This window comes from Cupriavidus sp. LA-1 (assembly GCF_055385985.1).
This window is the reverse complement of record NZ_AP031387.1, coordinates 1527583-1549191: the sequence shown is the minus strand read 5'-3', so window position 1 is coordinate 1549191 and position 21609 is coordinate 1527583. Positions and strand designations below refer to the sequence as shown.

Here is a 21609-nt window from a genome sequence, read left to right as displayed (position 1 = left end):
TTCCCAAAGAAATTCAGGCAATGCCTATATCGCTGGATTATCAAATATGATTGGAAATCGCATCCAGGTGGCTTACTGAGGCAAAAAGAAACGGGCCGGTTCAGTGAACCGGCCCGTTTCCTTTCCGCTGCTACGGCAGACTTCAATCGTCACTATTCGGCGGCAAATCCGGAAACAGCACCTCCGTAAACCCAAACTGCCTGAAGTCCTTGATCCGCATCGGATACAGGATCCCCAGCAAGTGGTCGCACTCATGCTGCACCACGCGTGCATGGAAGCCCTCAGCCACGCGCTCGATGCGGTTGCCCGTCAGGTCGTAGCCGCTGTACTTCAGACGCAGGTGGCGCGGCACCACGCCGCGCAGGCCGGGGACTGACAGGCAGCCTTCCCAGCCGTCCTCCATTTCGTCGGACTGCATTTCCAGCACCGGGTTGATCAGCACCGTCTTGGGCACGGTGGGGGCGTCCGGGTAGCGCGGGTTGCGGTCGAAGCCGAAGATCACCACCTGCAGGTCCACGCCGATCTGCGGGGCGGCCAGGCCGGCGCCGTTGGCGTGGTCCATGGTGTCGAACATGTCTTCGATCAGCGTGCGCAGCTCCGGCGTATTGAAGCGCTCCACCGGCCTCGCCACCTGCAGCAGGCGCGGATCGCCCATCTTGAGAATCTCGCGGATCATGGTTGTTTCCCCGGTTATTCCTGGGCCGGCGCGGCGCCGGCCTCAGCCAGCAGTGCCAGCATGCCGGCCTCGTCCAGCACCGGCACGCCCAGTGCCTCGGCCTTGTCGAGCTTGCTGCCTGCCTCTGCGCCCGCGACGACGTAGTCGGTCTTCTTCGATACCGAACCCGCCACCTTGGCGCCAGCGGCTTCCAGCATTTCCTTGGCGTCCTCGCGCGACAGGGTGGGCAACGTGCCCGTCAGCACGAAAGTCTTGCCCGACAGCGGCGCCGGGGCCTTGGCCACGGGCTCGCTTTCCGTCCAGTGTACGCCCGCGGCGCGCAGTTGTTCGATGACCTCGACGTTGTGCGGCTCGGCGAAGAAGTGCGCGATCGACTGCGCCACCACCGGGCCCACGTCGTTCACCTCCAGCAGCGCCGCTTCGTCGGCCGCCATCAGCGCATCCAGCTTGCCGAAATGCTTTGCCAGGTCCTTGGCGGTGGCTTCGCCCACATGGCGGATGCCGAGCGCGAAGATAAAGCGGTTCATGGTGGTCGCGCGCGACGTGTCAATCGCCGCCACCAGGTTGGCTGCCGACTTGTCGGCCATGCGCTCCAGCGCGGCCAGCTTGGCCACGCCCAGCTTGAACAGATCTGCCGGCGTGCGCACGATGCCCTGGTCGACCAGTTGTTCGACCAGCTTGTCGCCCAGCCCTTCGATATCCATGGCGCGCCGCTGTGCGAAATGCAGCAGCGACTGCTTGCGCTGCGCCGCGCAGATCAGGCCGCCGGTGCAGCGGGCGATGGCTTCGTCCTCGAGCTTCTCGATATGCGAGCCGCACACCGGGCAGGCGGTCGGCATCACGAAGGCGCGCGCGTCGGCCGGGCGGCGCTCGGTCACCACGCCGACCACTTCGGGAATCACGTCGCCGGCGCGGCGCACGATCACGGTGTCGCCGATATGCACGTCCTTGCGGCGGATCTCGTCCTCGTTGTGCAGCGTGGCGTTGGTCACGGTCACGCCGCCGACGAAGACGGGCTTGAGCCGCGCCACCGGCGTGATCGCGCCGGTGCGGCCGACCTGCACCTCGATGTCCTCGACGATGGTGGTCATTTCCTGCGCCGGGAACTTGTGCGCCAACGCGAAGCGCGGTGCGCGCGAGACAAAGCCCAGGCGCTCCTGGTCGGCCAGTGCATTGACCTTGTAGACCACGCCGTCGATGTCATACGGCAGCGCGTCGCGGCGCTGGCCGATATCGCGATAGAAGTCCAGCAGCCCCTGCGCGCCCTTCACCACCGCGCGGTCCTTGCACACCGGCAGGCCCAGCGCGGCAAAGCCGTCGAGCATGGCGCTGTGGGTGGGTGGGCGGTCCACGCCCTGCAACTCGCCCAGGCCGTACGCAAAGAACGACAGCGGCCGCCTGGCGGTGATGCGCGGATCGAGCTGGCGCAGGCTGCCCGCGGCGGCGTTGCGCGGGTTGACGAAGGTCTTCTCGCCAGCTTCTGCCTGGCGCTCGTTGAGCTTGTCGAAGTCGCGGCGGAACATGAAGACCTCGCCGCGCACTTCCAGCACCGCGGGCGCCTGGCCGCGCAGCTTCAGCGGAATCGCCTTGATGGTGCGCACGTTGACGGTGACGTCCTCGCCGGTCTCGCCATCGCCGCGGGTGGCGGCCTGCACCAGGCGGCCATCCTCATAGCGCAGCGACATGGCCAGGCCGTCGAACTTCAGCTCGCAGGCGTACTCGACCGCGTCGGCGGAGCTGAACAGGTCCGGCTCGCCGGTGGCGGGCGCGGTGCGCCCCAGGCCCTGCGCGCAGCGGCGGTCGAAGTTCAGCACGTCCTCGTCGGCGAAGCCGTTGTTGAGCGACAGCATCGGCACGCGGTGGCGCACCGAGTCGAAGGCTGACAGCGGCTCGCCGCCGACGCGCTGCGTGGGCGAGTCCGGCGTCTGGAGTTCGGGATGCTCCAGCTCAAGGCCCTGCAGTTCGCTGAACAGCGCGTCATATTCCGCATCCGGAATGGTCGGCGCGTCGAGCACGTAATACTGGTAATTGTGGCGGTCGAGTTCGTCGCGCAGCCAGGCCACGCGCCTGGCTGCGGCTTCGGGCGGCAAGGCGCCGACGGGCGCGGAGGCATCTGCCTGCGCGCCGCGGTGTGTTGCGGTCATGGCAGGCTCCGGCTAGTTGCTGAACAGGCGCAGCGCCACCGACGACCCGGCCGGCATGCCGCGCGCTTCCAGCTTGTTGTACAGCGTTTCAAGCTGGCTGAAGATCGCGACGAACGAGGCTTCGGTCAGCGGCCGCATATTGTCGTCGACCAGCTGCGCGCCCATGCGCTGGGCCAGCGTGTGGCCGTACTCGCACACCGTCTTGAACGGCTTGGCGGCCTGGTCGGCCACCGGCACGTCGAGCAGCAGCGTGATCTGGCGGCCAGCCTTGACGGTCAGGTCGTCGCGCAGGAAGTTGGTGTCGCCGAACTGCAGCGTGAACAGCGGACGCTGCACGCCCTCGGCGTTGGCCTGGTAGCGGATAAAGCGGGTGCCGTCGCGCGACAGCACCAGCCCGTCCTGCGTGGCTACGTTCTGCACATAGGCCGCCGACCACGGCGCGCCATCCGAGATCACGTTGACGCCCAGCTGCACGTCGCAGCCGGCGGCAAAGCCATCCAGCTCGCGTGCATTGGCCACGGTCTCGCTCATGTCCGGCAGGTCGGCGGAGGCGTCGAGCGATTCGGCCAGCGACTCCACCGCAGTGACGAATTCCGAGAACTCGAGCGCGTTGAGCGGGCCGCCGCGGTTGGCCAGTTGCACGCCGACCTGCAGGTCTTCGTACTGATGGCCGGCGGTCACCGGCTCCCATGCATTGGCTTCGATGCGCAGGCCCTCGATATGGACCGGCTTGGTGCCGGCGCGGCGCAGCCGGCCGGTCAGCGGCAGGATGCGGTCGCCGGAAGCCTTGCGCTCCAGGTGCAGCGGCACGATGCAGTCGATCAACGGATCGACCACGGCCGGCGCGGGCTGGCCGTCCGGCACGGCCGCGACCGGAGCCGGCGCGGGGGCTGGGACAGGCGCTGGCGTGGGCGCCGGGGCCGCTGCAGATTCAGCGTCGCCTTCGTCGTCACCCACGTGCGACGCGGCGGCCGCGACCGCCACTTCTTCGGCGACGGTTTCGTCGGCATCGGCCGTGCTTGCGGCGGCCGCAGCGGCGGCGGCCACACGGTTGTTGTCAGTCACCGCCGCGGCGCTGGCCTTGGCTGTCGCCTGCGACAGTGTCGGCTCGCGCCGCGGTGGCTGCTCGGCAGCGGCTTCATGCAGGCGCGCGGCGGTTTCCGGCGCGGTGCTCTGCCCGACCACCGGCTCGCGCATCGGCGGCAGGTCGTCTTCTGGGCTCAGCTCGCGCGGGCGGCGCGCCTTGCGGATCTGCCACTGGTTGTAGCCGAACACCAGTACCACGAAAACCACGCCCGCGACGATCAGTGCGGTCTGCAGGTCCATGTTCAGGTTCATGCTGCCTCCGCCATCGAAACCGCCGCGTCCATATCCACGGCCACGATACGCGAAACGCCTTGCTCCTGCATGGTCACGCCAATGAGTTGATGAGCCATTTCCATGGCAATCTTGTTATGTGAGATGAAAACGAATTGAGTCTTGTCCGACATGCGCGCCACCATATTGGCGTAGCGTTCGGTGTTGGCGTCGTCCAGCGGTGCGTCCACCTCGTCCAGCAGGCAGAACGGTGCCGGGTTGAGCTGGAACATGGCGAACACCAGCGCGATCGCGGTCAGCGCCTTCTCGCCGCCCGACAGCAGGTGGATGGTCGAGTTCTTCTTGCCCGGGGGCTGCGCCATCACCTGCACGCCGGCGTCGAGGATTTCCTCGCCGGTCATGATCAGGCGCGCCTGGCCGCCGCCGAACAGCGACGGGAACAGCTCGCCGAAATGGTGGTTGACCTGGTCGAAGGTGCCCTGCAGCAGCGCGCGGGTTTCCTGGTCGATCTTGGCGATCGCGTCTTCCAGCGTGTTGATGGCGTCGTTCAGGTCGGCCGACTGCGCATCGAGGAAGGTCTTGCGCTCGCGCGCCGCGGCCAGTTCGTCGAGCGCGGCCATGTTGACGGGGCCCAGCGCGTTGATGGCGTTGTTGATGCGCGTGACTTCGCCCTGCAGGTACGACGGCTTCAGGTCGCCGGTCAGCTTGTCCGCCAGCGCAGCCTCGTCCACCTCGGCCGTGGTCAGCTGCTCGCTGAACTGCTCCTGGTTCAGGCGCGCGGCCTGCTCCTTGAGTTGCAGTTCGGTGATGCGGTCGCGCAGCGGCTGCAGGCTGCGCTCGGCGGCCAGGCGCTGTTCGTCGAACTGGCGCAGCTGTGCCGACAGCGCATCCAGCTCGGTGCGCGCGATGGTGAGCTTTTCTTCCTTCCCGGCGCGGCGCTCCAGCGCTTCCTGCAGGCCGGTATGCGCGGTCTGCTCGTTGATGGTCTCCAGTTCGGCGCGCGCGTTTTCCAGCGATTCGGCAATGCGTTCGGCCTGGTCGGCGGCGACCTGGATATTGCGGCGCAGCTCGTCGATGCGGCTGGCCAGGTTGCGCTCGGCAAAGAGTGCTTCCTGCGCGGCGCGTTCGAAGTCGCGCAGCTGGTGGCGCGCGCCCGAGAGCTTGCTGTCCAGCGCCTCGAAGGCCATCTGCTGGTCTTCGTGGGTGGCCTGCATCTCGGCCAGCGCGGCGTCGTGCTGCTCGAAGCTGGCTTCTGATTCGGCGCGGATGGCGCGTTGCTCTTCGATCTGCGCGTGGATCTCGTCCAGTTCCTCGCGGATCTGGCCGCTGCGCGCGGAATAGCGCTCCATTGCCTGCGACAGCTTGAGCACGTCCATCTGCAGCGCGTGCACGCGGCGGGTGGCCTGCTCGGCGCGGCTGCGGGCATCGCCCAGGCCCTGGCTGGCCTGAGTGTAGGCCGCTTCGGCACGCACGGCCTGGGTCTTGGCTTCGTCGGACAGCAGCAGTTGCGCGCGTGCCTGCTTCTGCAGGTTTTCGATTTCCTGCTCGCGCGCCAGCATGCCGGCCTGTTCGGAATCGGCGGCGTAGATCTGGATGGCGTTGCGGCCCACCACGTGGCCCTCGGCCACGACAAACGACGCACCGTCAGGCAGCGTGTTGCGCGCGGCCAGTGCCTGCGCCATGTCGCTGGCGACGTAGATATCGGCCAGCCAGTCCTGCATCACCGCGCGGATGCCCGGCTCGGTGATCTGCACCAGCGACATCAGCGGGCGCAGGCCGGCAGGGGTCTCCAGCGGACGGGCCGCGGACGGCGGCGAATAGAACGCCAGCTTGGCGGGCGGCGCGTCGGACAGGAAGGCCTTGACCCAGTCCAGGTTCGACACTTCCAGCGCGGCCAGCTTCTCGCGCAGCACGGATTCGAGCGCGTTTTCCCAGCCCGGCTCGATATGGACCTTCTTCCACAGGCGCGGCAGCTCGGCCAGTTCATGCCTGGCCAGCCACGGCTGCACCTTGCCGTCGGTCTGCACGTTCGCCTGCAGCTGGCGCAGCGCCGACAGGCGCGCCTCCAGCGTGGCGATGGCGGCGGCTTCGCTGTGCACGCGTGCCTGCGCGGCGCGGCGCTCTTCGTCCAGGCGCGGCACGCTCTCTTCAGCATCGGCCAGCACGGCCTGTGCTTCTTTGACCAGCGCTTCCTGCTCGGCCAGCTCGGCGCGGGCCTGCTCCAGGCGGGTCTCGTCGGGGCGGTCCAGGCCCTTTTCTTCCGCCGACAGGCGTTCGCGGCGCTGTTCCAGCTGCTGCAGCATCTGGTCGGCGCTGCGCTGCTGCGCGGCTTCCAGCTTCAGCGCCTGCTCGGCCTGCATGATGCCGGCACGCTGCTCGTTCAGCAGTTGCTGGGCATCGCGCCATTGGGATTCCAGCGTCGGCAGTTCGTCGTTCTTGTGGGCGACGGCTTCCTGCGCCTCGACGGTGCGGCCTTCGGCCACGGCCAGGTTTTCCTCGGCCTGCGCCAGTTCGTCGGTGGCCTGTTCGGCCTTGCCCTGCCACTGCTCGCGTTGCGCGGTCAGCGCGGCGATCTGGGCCTGCACGCGGTTGCGCGATTCCACCACGTAGCGGATCTCGGCTTCCAGCTTGCTGACTTCGGCGTTGGCTTCGTACAGCGCGCCCTGCGCGGCGTGCATGCCGTCGGATGCGGCGTAATGCGCGGCGCGCATGGTTTCGAGTTCGGCCTCGACATGGCGCAGCTGCGCGGTCTGCGCTTCCAGGTCGATCTGGGCCTGCTCGATGGCGCGCTGGTGGCGTTCCTGCTCCTGCAGAGCCTCGCGCTTGCGCAGCAGCCACAGCAGGTGCTGCTTCTCTTCGCCGTCGGCCTGCAGCGTCTTGAAGCGCTGTGCCACCTCGGCCTGGCCTTCCAGTTTCTCGAGGTTGCTGCCGAGTTCGCGCAGGATGTCTTCCACCCGGGTCAGGTTCTCGCGCGTGTCGGACAGGCGGTTCTCGGTCTCGCGGCGGCGTTCCTTGTACTTGGACACGCCCGCGGCTTCTTCGAGGAAGATGCGCATGTCATCGGGCTTGGCCTCGATGATGCGCGAGATCATGCCCTGCCCGATGATGGCGTAGGCGCGCGGCCCCAGGCCCGTGCCCAGGAAGATGTCCTGGATGTCGCGCCGGCGCACCGGCTGGTTGTTGATGTAGTAGGACGAGGTGCCGTCGCGGGTCAGCACCCGCTTGACCGCGACTTCGGCGTACTGGCTCCACTGGCCGGCTGCGCGGCCCTCGGCGTTGTCGAACACCAGCTCGACGCTGGCCCGGCCGGCCTGCTTGCGCGCGGTGGAGCCGTTGAAGATGACGTCCTGCATGGATTCGCCGCGCAGCTCGGACGCGCGTGACTCACCCAGCACCCAACGCACCGCATCGATGATGTTCGATTTGCCGCAGCCGTTGGGACCTACGATGCCGACCAGTTGGCCGGGTACTTGAAAATTGGTGGGATCGACGAATGACTTGAAGCCCGCCAGCTTGATCGAGGATAGTCGCACGGTTTCTCGTGTGGTATCGGCCATCCGGTATAGGAACCGGACCTGGCCTGGTATCGGGGCTATTGCACTGTTCAGAAAGCCGGGCTGCGCGGAAGCCGGCGCGGCGTGACGCCAGCACCTCAAAATACCCCTCGAGCCCGAGAATTGGGGCTAATCATACCATCGCAGATGCCTTCGCCGGCCCGTTTGCCGGTCGCCCCGGCGTCATATCCCATGGCGGATTTCCCTTGCTATTCCGCCCCTTACAAGCGATTGCGCAAGCACTTTGGCAGGCGCCGCAAGCAACGTCAGCCGACATCGCCCGTCAATCGTTGGGAAACTAACTAGGGTAAATGCTAGTCTGTGATCAGACGGCGTGACTTCGGATGCCCTCCTAAGCCGCACGCCCGTCAATGCGCCCCTCGCAGCCTTTGGCCAACCAGGAGGACAGAGCATGAGTGAACCGTCAGCGGCCGCCCGGCCGTGGTCCGTCAGCGACATCGATTACCAGGCGATCGACGTGGAGCGCGTGCGCGGCGACCGCGACCTGTTCTACCTGCTGGTGTCGGCCTCGTTTATCGAGAGCGGCTCCGACACCTATGCCGGTAACCTCGCCACTTACTACGCCCGGGTGCCGGACGCCGCCGGCTGGCTTGCCGAGCACTGGGAAGCCGAGGAATTGCAGCACGGGCTGGCGCTGCGGCGCTATGTCGAGCATGTCTGGCCGGAATTCGACTGGGAGCGCGGCTATGCGCGCTTCTTCGACGAGTACAGCAAGACCTGCTCGATCGACCAGTTCGAGCCGACCGAGGCGCTGGAAATGGCGGCCCGCTGCGTGGTGGAAACCGGCACAGCCGCGTATTACCGCGCGCTGGAACAGGCCAGCGACGAGCCGGTGCTGCGCGACCTGACACGGCGCATCGCCAACGACGAGGTGCGGCACTACAAGCATTTCTTCCAGTTCTTCAACCGTTTTGCGGCATCGGAGCGGCTTGGCCGGCTGCGGGTGCTGGGCGCACTGGCGCGCCGGCTGCTGGAGATCAAGAACGAGGACGCCGCGATCGCACTGCGCAACGTGCTGCGCATGGAGCGCGGCGTGGAGACGGTATCGGAAGCCGAGGTGCGCGCGCTCAATACGCGCGTGTCCGGCGTGATCCGGCGCAATATCCCCATCGAGATGACGGTGAAGATGCTGCTGCGGCCGCTGCATCTGCACCGCGGCGTGGAGCGCGCGGTGCGGACACCGCTGGTGGCGATGGTGTCGCGGGTCATGCTGCACTGACCCGCGCGAGATTAGTTACACGCAGCTGCCTCGACATGCACCAGGGCCGGCGCCGAGGAGCGGCTGCGGTGCACCAGCCCCGACAAGGCGCCGGCGGCGATGATGCACAGGCCGCCGGCGGCCTCCTTCCAGCTCAGCACCTCGGTCGCCAGCCACCACGACGACGCCGCGGCAATCACGATCTCGAACAGCATCAGCAGCGACACGCGGTTGGCCGGCAGCCGCTGCAGCCCGTACTGCACCACCGAGTTGCTGACCACCAGTACCGCCGCCAGGCCCAGCACCAGCAGGCCCACGCTGACCTGCGCCCCCGGGACGATCGCCACCGACGGGCCATCGAGCAGCAGCGCGGCCGGCACCCCGACCACCGTGCAGCCCAGATAGACCACCACCGTGCGCACGCGCGCGTCCATCTCCGGAAAGCGCTGGCCGGCGCGGCGCGACAGCACGTTGTTGACGGCAAAGCCCATGCCGCCGATCAGGCCCGACCATTCGGCGGGGGAGCCCGGCAGCGGCACGCCGACCTCGGGCGTCCACAGCATCAGCCCGGCGCCGAACAGGGCCAGCGCCACCAGCGACAACCCGGCCGCCGACAGCCGCTCGCCCAGGAACAGCCGGGCGAACAAGGCGGTCCACACCGGGGTCAGGTAGAACAGCAGCAGCACGCGCATCACATGGCCGTTGACGCTGCCCCAGACGAAGCCGGCATTGGTCACCCCCGCGGCCAGCCCGATCGCGACGAACAGCCAGTGCGGGCGCAGGCCTGCCAGGTGCCGGCGGAAGGCCAGCAGCGACAGGACCGCCGCGACCGAGCTGACCAGCGCCGCCGCGTGCATGCCGCCAAGGCCCCAGCCCGCCAGCACACGGTATGGGAACCAGGCGATGCCCCAGACCGAGGCGCCGATCAGGATGGAAAGCGATGCCTTGACCGCATGGCGGTCGGCCAGCGCATGCTGCGCCGCAACAGTATTTGTGCTCATGAAGGGAATCCGTACGAGGCGAGCCGGGCCGCCGGCCAATGGCAGGCAGGGTCCGGACGGCGCCGGCGGCATCACCAGGGCGTGATGCCCGCCATCCATGCCCGCGGCCGGCCCCGCGGGCCTGGCCGGCGCACGGAAACCCGCGCCGTTCCTCTATAATGCGTCGTTTTAACCGGCCCCGACTGACACTGTGAATCCGCGCCTCGACCTGCTCCAGCCCTACCCGTTCGAGAAACTGCGGGTGCTCTTTGCGCAGGTGAAGCCTGCCGACAAGCCGGCCATCGGCTTTGGCATTGGTGAACCCAAGCACCCGACGCCTGAATTCATCAAGCAAGCGCTGGCAGAGTCGCTCGCGGGGCTGGCGAATTATCCCACAACCGCCGGTTCCGATGCACTACGACAGTGCATTGCCAGCTGGCTGGAGCGCCGCTACGGCCTGCCCAAGGTCAACGCCGCCACCGAGGTGCTGCCGGTAACCGGCTCGCGCGAGGCGCTGTTCGCCTTTGCCCAGACCGTGGTCGACGGCACCCGCCCGGGCGCGCTGGTGCTGTGCCCCAACCCGTTCTACCAGATCTATGAAGGCGCGGCGCTGCTGGCCGGCGCCACCCCGGTATTCGCCAACAGCGACCCGGCGCGCAACTTCGCCCCGGCCTTCGACCGCATCGCCGACGAGGTCTGGCAGAAGGTGCAACTGCTGTTCGTGTGCACCCCCGGCAACCCGACCGGCGCGGTGCTGTCGCTGGAAGACTGGAAGCAGCTGTTTGCACTGTCGGACCGCTACGGCTTTGTGATCGCCTCGGACGAGTGCTATTCCGAGATCTATTTCGACGAAGGCCGCGCGCCGCTGGGTGCGCTGGAAGCCGCGCACAAGCTGGGCCGTGGTTTTGAGCGGCTGGTGATGTTCTCCAGCCTGTCCAAGCGCTCCAACGTGCCGGGCCTGCGCTCGGGCTTCGTCGCCGGCGATGCCGCGCTGCTGAAGAAATTCCTGCTATACCGTACCTATCACGGCGGCGCCATGAACCCCGCGGTGCAGAGCGCCAGCATCGCCGCCTGGAACGACGAGGCCCACGTGCGCGAGAACCGCGCCGCCTACGTGCGCAAGTTCAGCGAAGTCACGCCGATGCTGGCCGAAGTGCTGGACGTCGCGCTGCCCGATGCCGGCTTCTACCTGTGGGCCGATGTCTCGCGCACCGGCCTCACCGATACGGAATTCGCCGCGCGCCTGCTGGCCGGGCAGAACGTGACCGTGCTGCCCGGCAGCTACCTGGCGCGTGAAGCCGACGGCATCAACCCCGGCGCCAACCGCGTGCGCATGGCCCTGGTGGCCACGCCCGAGGAATGCCTGGAGGGTGCGCGCCGGATTGTCGAATTCTGCCGCGCGCTCGGCTGAACGCCATCCAAAATCCGCGGCGCGGCCTGACCGCTGCGCCTTTATCCGATAACCACTGAAGAAACGCATATGACGCAAGCTCTGCAAGCCCTGATCGACCAGGCCTGGGAAGACCGCACCAGCCTGTCGCCCAAGTCCGCCCCCAACGACATTCGCGAAGCCGTCGCCAACGTCATCAGCCAGCTGGATTCCGGCGCGCTGCGCGTGGCCGAGAAGCAAGGCAAGGACTGGATCGTCAACCAGTGGATCAAGAAGGCCGTGCTGCTGTCGTTCCGCCTGGAAGACAACGCGCCGATGAGCGCCGGCGGCTTTGCCCAGTTCTACGACAAGGTGCCGACCAAGTTCGCCAACTGGAGCGCCGACGACTTTGCCAAGGCCGGCTTCCGCGTGGTGCCGCCGGCGGTGGCCCGTCGCGGTTCGTTCATCGCGAAGAATGCCGTGCTGATGCCGTCGTACGTCAATATCGGCGCCTACGTCGATGAAGGCACCATGGTCGACACCTGGGCCACCGTCGGTTCGTGCGCGCAGATCGGCAAGAACGTCCACCTGTCCGGCGGCGTGGGCATCGGCGGCGTGCTGGAACCGCTGCAGGCCAACCCGGTCATCATCGAAGACAACTGCTTTATCGGCGCCCGCTCGGAAGTGGTCGAAGGCGTGATCGTGGAAGAGAACTCGGTGATCTCGATGGGCGTGTACCTGGGCCAGTCGACCAAGATCTACGACCGCGAAACCGGCGAGATCCACTATGGCCGCGTGCCGGCGGGCTCGGTGGTGGTGGCGGGCAACCTGCCGTCCAAGGATGGCAAGTACAGCCTCTACTGCGCCGTGATCGTGAAGAAGGTCGACGCGCAGACCCGCGCCAAGACCAGCCTGAACGACCTGCTGCGCGGCGACTGATCGCGCCTGGCGCAGCCCGCAACGGCTGCGCCGCCCGCCCCGGGGCCCGGCTCCGGGGCAGTATTTCCGTTGTCACCCCGCCTGGCCAGGCTGAACATGCCTTCCCTCCGCAAGCGACTCATGGCCCTGGATCCCACCACCGTCAGTACCGTGCTCTCCCTGCTGCCCACCATTCTCGAGCAGGCCAACAAGACCATCGAGAAACTGAAGAAGAACAAGCGCAAGGATGGAATGCCGGAAGGCGCGGTGGCCGACACGCGTGATCCCGCCGCCCGCATCGCCGAGCTGGAAGCCGCCGCCGTGCAGCAGGCCGAGGCCGTCAAGCTGCTGGCCGAGCAACATGCCATCACCATCGATGCGCTGCGCAAGGAAGCCGCCCGGCTGGACCGCCGGCTGCGCCTGATGACCGCGGTGGCGATGGGCGGCGTGGCACTGGGCCTGGGCGGCCTGGTGATTGCGCTGAATTTGTTGTTCCGCTGATTCCACTCCATCAAGACTAGCCATGACCGTCCTGCTCTACGGCATTCCCAACTGCGATACCGTCAAGAAAGCCCGCACCTGGCTGGATGCCAACGGCGTGGGCTATACCTTCCACGACTTCAAGAAGCAGGGCGTGGATGAAGCCATGCTGCGCGGCTGGCTCAGGCACGTCCCGCTGGCCACGCTGCTCAACCGCAAGGGCACCACCTGGCGCGCGCTGTCGGATGCCGACAAGGCCCGTGCCGAGCAGGAAGCCGGCGCAATCGCGCTGATGCAGCAGAGCCCGTCGCTGATCAAGCGCCCGGTGCTGGCCCACGATGGCAAGGTGATGGTCGGCTTCTCGGCCGACCAGTACGCCAGCCAGTTCTGATTTCCCTTCCCGTAGTCCCATGACCGCCACCCCCGCCGCCACCCTCGCCGCCACCCTCGCCCTCACCGAAGACCTGATCCGCCGCCGCTCCGTCACGCCCGCCGACGAAGGCTGCCAGGCCATCCTGGAAACCCGCCTGAAGGCGCTCGGCTTCGACTGCGAAGCGCTTGTCAGCGGCCCCGACGATTTCCGCGTGACCAACCTGTGGGCGGTGAAGCGCGGCACGCTGGGCAAGGACGGCAAGCTGCTGGTCTTCGCCGGCCATACCGACGTGGTGCCGACCGGCCCGCTGGAGCAGTGGCATTCGGACCCGTTTGCGCCGACGCACCGCGACGGCAAGCTCTACGGCCGCGGCGCCGCCGACATGAAGACCTCGATCGCGGGCTTTGTGGTGGCGGTGGAAGAGTTCGTCAAGGCGCATCCGGCGCATGCGGGCTCGATCGCCTTCCTGATCACCAGCGACGAAGAGGGCCCGGCACACGACGGCACCATCAAGGTGGTCGAGGCCCTGTCCGCGCGCGGCGAGCGCCTGGACTACTGCGTGATCGGCGAGCCGACCTCGGTCGACACGCTCGGCGACATGGTCAAGAACGGCCGCCGCGGCTCGCTCTCGGGCAAGCTCACGGTCAAAGGCATCCAGTGCCATATCGCCTACCCGCACCTGGGCCGCAACCCGATCCATGAAGCCGCCCCGGCGCTGGCCGAGCTGGCCGCCGAGGTCTGGGACCACGGCAACGAGTACTTCCCGCCGACCAGCTGGCAGATGTCGAACATCCACGGCGGCACCGGCGCCACCAACGTGATCCCGGGCCACGTCACCATCGACTTCAATTTCCGCTTCTCGACCGCCAGCACGCCCGAAGGCCTGAAGGCGCGCGTGCATGCGATCCTGGACCGCCACCAGCTCGAATACACGCTGGACTGGACCCTCGGCGGAGAGCCCTTCCTGACCCCGCGCGGCGAGCTGTCCGATGCGCTGTCGTCGGCAATCGAGGCCGAGACCGGCGTCAAGACCGAGCTGTCGACCACCGGCGGCACCTCGGACGGGCGCTTTATCGCCAGGATCTGCCCGCAGGTGATCGAGTTCGGCCCGCCCAACGCCAGCATCCACAAGATCGACGAGCACGTTGAAGTCCGCTTCATCGAGCCGCTGAAGAACGTTTACCGCGGCGTGCTGGAACGCCTCGTCGCCTGATTGATTTCCCGCCGAAAGACACCCTACATGGCAACGCCCTCCCCCCTGCGCACCGTGCGCGACCTGCTGCGTCTCGCAGTCTCGCGCTTTACCGCCGCGCGCCTGTCCTTCGGCCACGGCAGCGCCAACGCCTATGACGAAGCGGCCTACCTGGTGCTGCATACGCTGAACCTGCCGCTCGACACGCTCGATCCCTTCCTGGATGCACGCCTGCTGCCCGAGGAAGTCGATGCGGTGCTGAAGGTCATCGACCGCCGCGTCAACGAGCGCGTGCCGGCCGCCTACATCACGCACGAGGCCTATATGCATGGCCTGCGCTTCTACGTGGATTCGCGCGTGATCGTGCCGCGCAGCTTTATCGGCGAACTGCTGCAGGAAGGGCTGGAGCCGTGGGTCGGCGAGACCGACAGCATCGGCCCGGTGCTGGAGCTGTGCACCGGCTCCGGCTGCCTGCCGATCGTGGCCGCGCACGTCTGGCCGAACGCCAGCATCGACGCCGTCGACATCTCGCCCGACGCCCTCGCCGTGGCGCGCCGCAACGTGGCCGACTACAAGATGGACGACCGCATCCGGCTGTATGAAGGCGATCTGTACGCGCCGCTGCCGCATGGCGCCACCTACGACGTGATCCTGACCAACCCGCCCTACGTCAACGAATCCTCGATGCAATCGCTGCCGCCGGAATACCTGGCCGAGCCGCGCATCGCCCTGGCCGGCGGCGACGACGGCATGGACGTGGTGCGGCGGATCATCGCCGGCGCCAAGGCGCGCCTGAACCCGGGCGGCGTGCTGGTGGTGGAGATCGGCAACGAGCATGCCAACGTGGAGGCTGCGTTCCCTGAGCTGGAAATCGTCTGGTTGCCGGTCAGCGCGGGGGATGAGCAGGTATTCCTGCTGACGTATGACGCGTTGCCGGGGTAGTTCCCCGGCCAATGCTTTGCTCCCCTATCCCGCTAGCGCGAGAGGGGGGCAAACAATCAGCAGTCGTGCTGCTTGCACCACGCGCAAATTGGGCGAACACCGGCCATCCCACGGCCACGAATAGCGCGCCCGCTCTACACTGGCTGCAGATACAGCCCTCGGCACGTGAAGTGCCCGCCAGGGTATTCCCCCAACCACAGCGCCTTCGCCCCGCAGCCAGTGCGGCGGCAAACCCCGAAGCCGTGACCGCCAGCAACACCCGCCACCCCGGTTCGCCCGATGCCGTGCCCGCCGATGCCCCGGCAATGCAGGCCGCGCGCGGTATCGCCCTGCTGACGTTCGCCTTCGCGCTCAGCCAATTCTTCCGCTCCTGCCTGGCGGTAATGGCGCCCGAACTGCAGCATGACTTCGGGCTGTCGCCGGCGGGCTTTGGCGCGTTGTCTTCGTCGTTCTTCCTCGCCTTTGCGGTGGCGCAAATCCCGGTGGGCATCGCCTTCGACCGCTATGGCGTGGGCCGGCCGACCGCGCTGCTGCTGGCGGTGGGCGCAGTGTCGTCGATCCTGTTCGTGCTGGCGCCCAACGGCGCGGCGGCCACGCTGGCGCAGGTGGGACTGGGGCTGGCGTGCGCGCCGGTCTTCATGGGCCTGCTGCATTTCGCCTCCGAGCAACTGTCCGAGCGCGACTACACCCGCGTGGTCAGCCGCTCCAATGCCATGGGCATGATCGGCGCGCTGTGCGCCACGGCACCGCTGGGCTGGGCCATCTCGGTGATCGGCTGGCGCCCGTCGATGGCGGTGTCGGCCCTTGGCATGGTGGCGGCCTGCTATGGCGTGTGGCGCTTCGTGCGCGACCAGGGCCATGCCGAGGCGCGCAGCGCATCATGGCCGGCGATGCTGTCGGAAAGCATGCAGCTGCTGAAGCTGGCGCCGCTGTGGACGCTGATCCCGCTGTGCGTGGCGATGTCCGCCGGCACGGCCTTCCGTAACGCCTGGAGCGGCCCTTACCTGGCCGACGTGTTCGGCCTGGGCTCGGCGCCGCGCGGCGTGGCGCTGACGCTGCTGAGCCTGGCCGGCTTCCTGACCGCGTTCCTGCTGCCGGTGCTGGTCCGGCGCAGCAGCCTCAAGACCACCATCGCCGGCTGGTCGTGCTTTGCCATGTCGGGCTCGGCCCTGCTGACGCTGTGGCCGGACAACGGTATCGGCTACGGCGTGGCGATGATGGCGCTGCTGTCGACCATCGGCATGCTGCACCCGCTGGTGATGGCACAGGGCCGCGGGCTGATCCCGCCGTCGCGGCGCGGGCGCGGGCTGGGACTGCTCAATACCTTTGTGTTCCTGGGGTCGGCGCTGACATCATGGGGGTTCGGGCTGATCGCCAATGCCGGCCATGTGCGCGGCTGGCCGCAGCCTTCCACCTATGCGGCGATCTTTGTGTCAGCGGGCTTGCTGATCGCCGCCGCGCTGGTGCCCTACTGCTTCAGCCCGCCGCATCCCACCAATCCATAGGAACAGGCGGATTCAGGCCCTGGACAGTACCCGCATGTGATGCTGGCCACCAGCACCCGCTCAGCCATGCTGGCCGCCTCCCGCAGCGGCGGCGCGCCGGTTGTGGCTGCGCGCGTCACGCCGTACCGCTTCGCCGGAAAAAAGCCAGACTTATCGAATTAAGAATTCCGCTGACGGGCTGACACCTTTACCGTTTGTGACACCGAAGCCCCAGTCCAACCATCCCCCTCGCTCATCCTGCGCCATCAGGCCGGCGCCCGCCCCCTGCCGAACATGACCCCACCGACCCCGCTCCAACGCCCCTTCACCACCATGTCCGTGCTCGTGCGCGAGCACGCCGCGCAGCGCCCCGCGCAGCACGCCCTGATGCATGGCGAGCACGTGCTCGACTATGCCGGCCTCGACGCCGCCATGGACCGCATCGCCGCGGCGCTGGCCCGTGACGGCGTGCGCCCCGGCGAAGCCATTGCCATCTGCGCATCGTCCTCGATCGAATACGCCGCGGTGTACCTGGGCGCGGTACGCGCCGGCGTGGTGGTGGCGCCGCTGGCGCCGTCGTCCACGCCGGACAGCCTGGCCGGCATGATTGCCGACGCGGGCGCGCGCATCCTGTTCGCCGACGCCACCGTGGCCGACGTGCTGCAGCCCGTGCGCGGCAAGCTGGCCGCCACGCCCATCGTCACGCTGGACGGCAGCGACGCAGGCCAGCCTTACCAGGCCTGGCTGGCGCCCGCCGGCACGCCGGTGTCGGAGCCAGAGATCCGCCCGGAGATGCCGCTCAATATCATCTATTCGTCCGGCACCACCGGCGCGCCCAAGGGCATCGTGCAGTCGCACGGCATGCGCTGGGCCCATGTGTCGCGCGGCGCCGCCACTGGCTACGGCACGCATGCGATCACGCTGCTGTCGACGCCGCTGTATTCCAACACCACGCTGGCCAGCTTCTTCCCGACCATCGGACTGGGTGGCACCGCCATCCTGATGGCCAGGTTCGATGCGGGCCAGTACCTGGCGCTGGCGCAGCAGCATCGCGTCACGCATACCATGCTGGTGCCGGTGCAGTACCAGCGGCTGCTCGCTCATCCGGAGTTCGACCACCATGACCTGTCGTCCTTCCTGCAGAAATTCTGCACCAGCGCGCCGTTCAACCCGGCCCCGAAGGCCGAAGTGCTGCGGCGCTGGCCGGGCGCGCTGACCGAGCTGTACGGCATGACCGAAGGCGGCGGCAGCTGCCTGCTCTGCGCCGACCAGTTCCCGGACAAGCTGCATACCGTCGGGCGCCCCGCCACCGGTGCCGACGTGCGCATCATCGACGACGAGGGCCGCGAACTGCCGCCGGGCAGCACCGGCGAAGTGGTCGGCCGCTCGGCGGCAATGATGAACGGCTACCACAACCTGCCCGAAAAGACGGCCGAGACCGAATGGCACGACGCGCAGGGCCAGCGCTTTATCCGCACCGGCGATATCGGCCGCTTCGATGAAGACGGCTTCCTGGTGCTGATGGACCGCAAGAAGGACATGATCATCTCCGGCGGCTTCAACATCTACCCCAGCGATCTCGAGGCGGTGGTGCGCGACCACCCGGCAGTGGCCGATGTGTCGGTGGTGGGCGTGCCTTCGGAGCGCTGGGGCGAGACCCCGGTAGCCTTCGTCGTGCTGCGTGCCGGCGGCGGCGCCAGCACGCAGGACGTGCTGGCCTGGGCCAACGAACGCCTGGGCAAGACCCAGCGGCTGGCCGCGATCCATGCGGTGGAGAGTCTGCCGCGCAGCGCCATCGGCAAGGTGCTCAAGCGCGAACTGCGCGACCGCATCGCCAGCGCCTGACGCGCTGCGCACGGCACAAGCGCAGGCAACCACGCAAAAAGTTCGCGGGGGTGCTTGCGCAATCGAAAAGGCGTCTCTATAATTCGCGCCTTCGCTAGGCTCGTAGCTCAGCTGGTTAGAGCACCACCTTGACATGGTGGGGGTCGTTGGTTCGAGTCCAATCGAGCCTACCAACGCACAACGGAATACGGACGGTACGCATCGCGCACCGTCCGTTTTTCTTTTTGGCCGCGCCAGCGGCTGCTCCGGGGCCGGTACGCGTACCGGCCCGCGTTACCGCCAGGGTTCAGGGCAGCAAGTGCGTATCGCCGGCAGCCTGCGGCGGCAGCTTGATTGCCAGCGCCTTGAATTCCCCGCTGGTGGCGACCGAACCCGCATGCGCGGCGCCCTTCGGGATGATGATCAGGTCGCCGGGGCGGACCTCGCGCTGTTCGTTGCCCAACCAGAATGTGCCCGTGCCCGAGATGACGTACTGGATCTCGTCGGCGCTGGTGTGGTAGTGCTTCGGCACGTTGCCCGATTGCACGGCAATGGTCCCGTTCGGCGTCGCCACCAGTCCTTTCGTGCGCAGCGTGCCCATGTTGGGAACCTGTGGCCCGATGTCTTCACTGGTCATGGCGGCCAGGTTGATGATCTGCGGCGCCAGCGCGGCCGGCGGGGTCTGGGCGTGGGCCAGCGGCAGCCCCGAGTGGGCGGCAAGGTAGCCGCAAGCAAAAGCGACCGGGACTGCAGCAAGGACGGCAAAGCGATGCATGTCTTTCTCCCTTCGGTTGGCCTGCGGTCATGGCATCGCCACGAAGCCTGAGCCGTGCGACACGGCTGGATTGTCTCACCGCGAGCCACGCTCAGAAGTGGGGAAAACCCGTCCCGGAGCCAGCCTTCCGGGGCATGCCGCGCGCTCCTGTCTCCCCCCGCCCCCCTTATGGCGCCGTTGCGCCCGCGATGCCGAATTCCGCCAGCACCGCATCCGTATGTTCGCCCAGCAGCGGCGCCACACCGAGCGGCCGCGCGGCGCGGGCCTGCCCGGGCAGGTTCGCCCAGGGCAGCTCCCCCAGTCCGGCCTGCGCCACCTGCGCAAAAACACCCGCCTCCGTGCACTGCGCGCTGCCGCGCAAATCGCGCGGATGGCCGATGCGCGCAAACAGCACATCGTGTTCGGTGAAGATGGCCTCCCAGTGCGCCAGCGGATGCGTGCGCAATGCCGCCGCCACGCGCCGGCTCAGCTCCGCCGCGCGCGGCAGGCGTCCGGCACTGGTGCGCAGCCCGGCATCCGCCAGCCAGTCGTCAAACCCGAGCAGCGCGGCAAGCCGGCTGAACATCGCATCGTTGAGCATGCTGAGATAGAGCTGCCCGTCGGAGGCCTCGAACATGCCCGTCGGCGCATTGGCCGCGGCGAGTTCCGCATCCGGGAACATCGCGTCATCCAGCACCAGGTATGACTGCAGCGCGGCGCTCGCCTCCAGCAACGACACCTGCACATGCCGCCCCTTGCCGCTGCGGGCAGCCTTGTACAGCGCTGCCGAAGCACTCTGCGCCGCGTACAGGCCGGTGCTGAGATCGACCAGGAAGAAGCCGATCCGCCGCGGCTGGCCGGCGCTGTCGCGGTTGATATGCATCAGGCCGCTGAACGCCTGCATGGTGGTGTCTACCGCCGGCATCGCCGCCATCGGCCCGGTGCGGCCATAGCCCGAGATCGACACATAGACCAGCGCCGGATTGCGCGCGGCCAGTTCCTGGTAGCCCAGGCCCATCCGCTCGGCCACACCGGGACGGAAGTTCTGGATCACCACATCGGCACGTTCGGCGAGCGCACGCATGGCCTTGCGCCCGCTTGCAGTGCGGGCGTCGAGCACCACGCTCTCCTTGCCGGCGTTGTAGGCAATCGAAATCGCGGTCTGGCCTGCGCGCGCTCGCCCCATCTGCCTGGCCCAGTCGCCGACCGGCGGCTCTGCCTTGATCACGCGCGCGCCCTGCTGGCGCAGGATCAGGCCGCAGTACGGGCCGGCGATGCCCTGGCTCAGGTCCAGCACGGTCAGTCCATCAAACATGGCATCGTCGCTTGCCGCTAGTGCATGGTGCATGTCGTTCGCTCCGTTCAGATATCCAGCATGACCTTGCCGATGGCGCGGCGCGACATCGTGGTGTCGACGGCGTTGAGCCAGTCGCTCAGCGGGAAGTGCTGCAGCACCGGCGGCGCCAGCTTGCCGCTGGCCGCCGCCTGCATGATCTCGGCCACCATCGCCTGCACCGGCTGCGCAAAGCGCCGGCGCTCGTCGGTCAGGCCCCAGCCGATGTAGTAGCCATAGTTGAAGCCGATCAGCGTCAGGTTCTTCACCAGCAGCAGGTTGGCCGGCACCTCCGGGATGTGCCCGCTGGCATAGCCGATCGACAACAGCCGCGCGCCCGGCGCCGCGCAGCGCAGCGAGGCGTCGAACAGGTCGCCGCCGACCGGGTCGAACACCACGTCGGCGCCGCCCGCCGGGCACAGCGCCTTGACCGCTGCCGCCAGCGTGGCCGCGTCGGACGGCAGCGCATGCGCGGCACCGTTACGCAGCGCCGCCTCGCGCTTGGCCTCGGTACTGGCGGTGGCGACCACGTGCGCGCCCATCAGGCGGCCCACTTGTACCGCGGCCGTGCCCAGCGCGCCGCTGGCGCCGTGGACCAGCATGGTTTCGCCTGGCTGCAGCGCGGCGCGCCAGGCCAGCGCGGCCCAGACCGTGCCATAGGTGATGGGCAGCGCGGCCGCCTGCGCCAGCTGCAGCCCGTCGGGCACCGGATAGACCGTGTCGGCGGTGGCCACCGCTTCCTCGGCAAAGCCGCCCCAGTCCAGCGCCGCGGCCACGCGCTGGCCCGGGTGCAGCCGCGTGACATCAGGCGCCACCTCGATGATCTCGCCCGCGGCCTCGGTGCCGGGGGTAAACGGCAGCGGCGGCTTGCGCTGGTACTTGCCCGAGACAAACAAGCTTAGCGCAAAGCCCACGCCAGCATGCCGCACGCGGATCCGCACCTGGCCCGGCGCCAGCGGCTGGCGCGGGATGCGTTGCAGCGCCAGCTCGCTCCAGTGGCACCAGCGGGAGCAGACCAGCCCCAGGTAATCGTTGGCTTGCATCGGGACT

The 21609-nt window shown here is 67.9% G+C and carries 17 protein-coding genes and 1 tRNA gene; 10 read left to right on the top strand and 8 right to left on the bottom strand.

Features of this window, described 5'->3' with window-relative positions:
* Positions 1–142: 142 nt before the first annotated feature.
* The 4 genes from def to smc are packed head-to-tail and all read right to left on the bottom strand — an operon-like array spanning position 143 to position 7670.
* Positions 143–676: a peptide deformylase gene (gene def, locus ACZ5MJ_RS07365; protein ID WP_432260094.1), complete on the bottom strand. Its 534-nt coding sequence runs from the start codon at positions 674–676 to the stop codon at positions 143–145.
* Between the two features lie 14 nt (positions 677–690).
* A complete protein-coding gene (ligA, locus tag ACZ5MJ_RS07360) occupies positions 691–2820 on the bottom strand; it encodes an NAD-dependent DNA ligase LigA (protein WP_464223175.1) in 2130 nt (709 codons plus the stop codon).
* Positions 2821–2832: 12 nt separating this feature from the next.
* Positions 2833–4158 carry a cell division protein ZipA C-terminal FtsZ-binding domain-containing protein gene (locus ACZ5MJ_RS07355; RefSeq protein ID WP_464223174.1) on the bottom strand — a complete coding sequence of 442 codons (1326 nt, stop codon included), beginning with the start codon at positions 4156–4158 and terminating at the stop codon, positions 2833–2835.
* Complete coding sequence (gene smc, locus ACZ5MJ_RS07350) at positions 4155–7670, bottom strand: chromosome segregation protein SMC (RefSeq protein ID WP_464223173.1); 3516 nt, start codon at positions 7668–7670, stop codon at positions 4155–4157. Before smc ends, ACZ5MJ_RS07355 begins: the two co-directional genes overlap by 4 nt.
* 433 nt (positions 7671–8103) lie before the next feature.
* Here smc and ACZ5MJ_RS07345 point away from each other — a divergent pair, with 433 nt between their 5' ends.
* The gene (locus tag ACZ5MJ_RS07345) at positions 8104–8931 is read left to right on the top strand and encodes a ferritin-like domain-containing protein (RefSeq protein WP_464223171.1); all 828 of its coding nucleotides are present in this window, start codon (positions 8104–8106) and stop codon (positions 8929–8931) included.
* A gap of 11 nt (positions 8932–8942) precedes the next feature.
* On the opposite strand, the gene ACZ5MJ_RS07340 is transcribed toward ACZ5MJ_RS07345, so the two are convergent.
* Positions 8943–9911: a DMT family transporter gene (locus tag ACZ5MJ_RS07340; protein ID WP_464223170.1), complete on the bottom strand. Its 969-nt coding sequence runs from the start codon at positions 9909–9911 to the stop codon at positions 8943–8945.
* Between the two features lie 190 nt (positions 9912–10101).
* On the opposite strand from ACZ5MJ_RS07340, the gene dapC reads away from it, so the two are divergent.
* From dapC to ACZ5MJ_RS07295, 9 genes are all read left to right on the top strand, one after another.
* The gene (gene dapC / locus ACZ5MJ_RS07335) at positions 10102–11301 is read left to right on the top strand and encodes a succinyldiaminopimelate transaminase (protein WP_464223169.1); all 1200 of its coding nucleotides are present in this window, start codon (positions 10102–10104) and stop codon (positions 11299–11301) included.
* Positions 11302–11370: 69 nt separating this feature from the next.
* Positions 11371–12198, top strand: a complete 828-nt coding sequence (dapD, locus tag ACZ5MJ_RS07330; protein ID WP_010814179.1) for a 2,3,4,5-tetrahydropyridine-2,6-dicarboxylate N-succinyltransferase — start codon at positions 11371–11373, stop codon at positions 12196–12198.
* A 96-nt stretch (positions 12199–12294) separates the two neighbouring features.
* Positions 12295–12678: a hypothetical protein gene (locus ACZ5MJ_RS07325; protein WP_432260086.1), complete on the top strand. Its 384-nt coding sequence runs from the start codon at positions 12295–12297 to the stop codon at positions 12676–12678.
* A 22-nt stretch (positions 12679–12700) separates the two neighbouring features.
* Positions 12701–13048 (top strand): ArsC family reductase, encoded by a 348-nt coding sequence (locus ACZ5MJ_RS07320; RefSeq protein WP_464223168.1) that lies wholly within the window; start codon positions 12701–12703, stop codon positions 13046–13048.
* A 19-nt stretch (positions 13049–13067) separates the two neighbouring features.
* Positions 13068–14243: a succinyl-diaminopimelate desuccinylase gene (gene dapE, locus ACZ5MJ_RS07315; protein WP_464223167.1), complete on the top strand. Its 1176-nt coding sequence runs from the start codon at positions 13068–13070 to the stop codon at positions 14241–14243.
* Positions 14244–14270: 27 nt separating this feature from the next.
* Complete coding sequence (prmB, locus tag ACZ5MJ_RS07310; protein WP_464223166.1) at positions 14271–15164, top strand: 50S ribosomal protein L3 N(5)-glutamine methyltransferase; 894 nt, start codon at positions 14271–14273, stop codon at positions 15162–15164.
* Between the two features lie 242 nt (positions 15165–15406).
* Positions 15407–16669: an MFS transporter gene (locus ACZ5MJ_RS07305; RefSeq protein WP_464223165.1), complete on the top strand. Its 1263-nt coding sequence runs from the start codon at positions 15407–15409 to the stop codon at positions 16667–16669.
* A gap of 273 nt (positions 16670–16942) precedes the next feature.
* Positions 16943–18493, top strand: coding sequence for a class I adenylate-forming enzyme family protein (locus ACZ5MJ_RS07300; protein WP_464223164.1), 1551 nt, complete (start codon positions 16943–16945; stop codon positions 18491–18493).
* Positions 18494–18589: 96 nt separating this feature from the next.
* Positions 18590–18666, top strand: a tRNA-Val gene (locus ACZ5MJ_RS07295).
* 113 nt (positions 18667–18779) lie between these two features.
* On the opposite strand, the gene ACZ5MJ_RS07290 is transcribed toward ACZ5MJ_RS07295, so the two are convergent.
* The 3 genes from ACZ5MJ_RS07290 to ACZ5MJ_RS07280 all read right to left on the bottom strand — a co-directional run bounded on the left by ACZ5MJ_RS07290 (position 18780) and on the right by ACZ5MJ_RS07280 (position 21602).
* Positions 18780–19247: a cupin domain-containing protein gene (locus ACZ5MJ_RS07290; protein ID WP_464223163.1), complete on the bottom strand. Its 468-nt coding sequence runs from the start codon at positions 19245–19247 to the stop codon at positions 18780–18782.
* Positions 19248–19413: 166 nt separating this feature from the next.
* Entirely contained in the window at positions 19414–20574 is a 1161-nt protein-coding gene (locus ACZ5MJ_RS07285; protein ID WP_464223162.1) for a CaiB/BaiF CoA transferase family protein, read from the bottom strand.
* A gap of 14 nt (positions 20575–20588) precedes the next feature.
* Positions 20589–21602: an NADPH:quinone oxidoreductase family protein gene (locus tag ACZ5MJ_RS07280; RefSeq protein ID WP_464223161.1), complete on the bottom strand. Its 1014-nt coding sequence runs from the start codon at positions 21600–21602 to the stop codon at positions 20589–20591.
* Between the last annotated feature and the right edge of the window lie 7 nt (positions 21603–21609).

Bases quoted from the DNA above. Each gene is read 5' to 3' on its own strand.
- def (WP_432260094.1), bottom strand. From the start codon at position 676: ATGATCCGCGAGATTCTCAAGATGGGCGATCCGCGCCTGCTGCAGGTG.
- ligA (WP_464223175.1), bottom strand. From the start codon at position 2,820: ATGACCGCAACACACCGCGGCGCGCAGGCAGATGCCTCCGCGCCCGTC.
- ACZ5MJ_RS07355 (WP_464223174.1), bottom strand. From the start codon at position 4,158: ATGAACCTGAACATGGACCTGCAGACCGCACTGATCGTCGCGGGCGTG.
- ACZ5MJ_RS07345 (WP_464223171.1), top strand. From the start codon at position 8,104: ATGAGTGAACCGTCAGCGGCCGCCCGGCCGTGGTCCGTCAGCGACATC.
- ACZ5MJ_RS07340 (WP_464223170.1), bottom strand. From the start codon at position 9,911: ATGAGCACAAATACTGTTGCGGCGCAGCATGCGCTGGCCGACCGCCAT.
- dapD (WP_010814179.1), top strand. From the start codon at position 11,371: ATGACGCAAGCTCTGCAAGCCCTGATCGACCAGGCCTGGGAAGACCGC.
- ACZ5MJ_RS07325 (WP_432260086.1), top strand. From the start codon at position 12,295: ATGCCTTCCCTCCGCAAGCGACTCATGGCCCTGGATCCCACCACCGTC.
- ACZ5MJ_RS07320 (WP_464223168.1), top strand. From the start codon at position 12,701: ATGACCGTCCTGCTCTACGGCATTCCCAACTGCGATACCGTCAAGAAA.
- dapE (WP_464223167.1), top strand. From the start codon at position 13,068: ATGACCGCCACCCCCGCCGCCACCCTCGCCGCCACCCTCGCCCTCACC.
- prmB (WP_464223166.1), top strand. From the start codon at position 14,271: ATGGCAACGCCCTCCCCCCTGCGCACCGTGCGCGACCTGCTGCGTCTC.
- ACZ5MJ_RS07300 (WP_464223164.1), top strand. From the start codon at position 16,943: ATGACCCCACCGACCCCGCTCCAACGCCCCTTCACCACCATGTCCGTG.
- ACZ5MJ_RS07290 (WP_464223163.1), bottom strand. From the start codon at position 19,247: ATGCATCGCTTTGCCGTCCTTGCTGCAGTCCCGGTCGCTTTTGCTTGC.
- ACZ5MJ_RS07285 (WP_464223162.1), bottom strand. From the start codon at position 20,574: ATGCACCATGCACTAGCGGCAAGCGACGATGCCATGTTTGATGGACTG.
- ACZ5MJ_RS07280 (WP_464223161.1), bottom strand. From the start codon at position 21,602: ATGCAAGCCAACGATTACCTGGGGCTGGTCTGCTCCCGCTGGTGCCAC.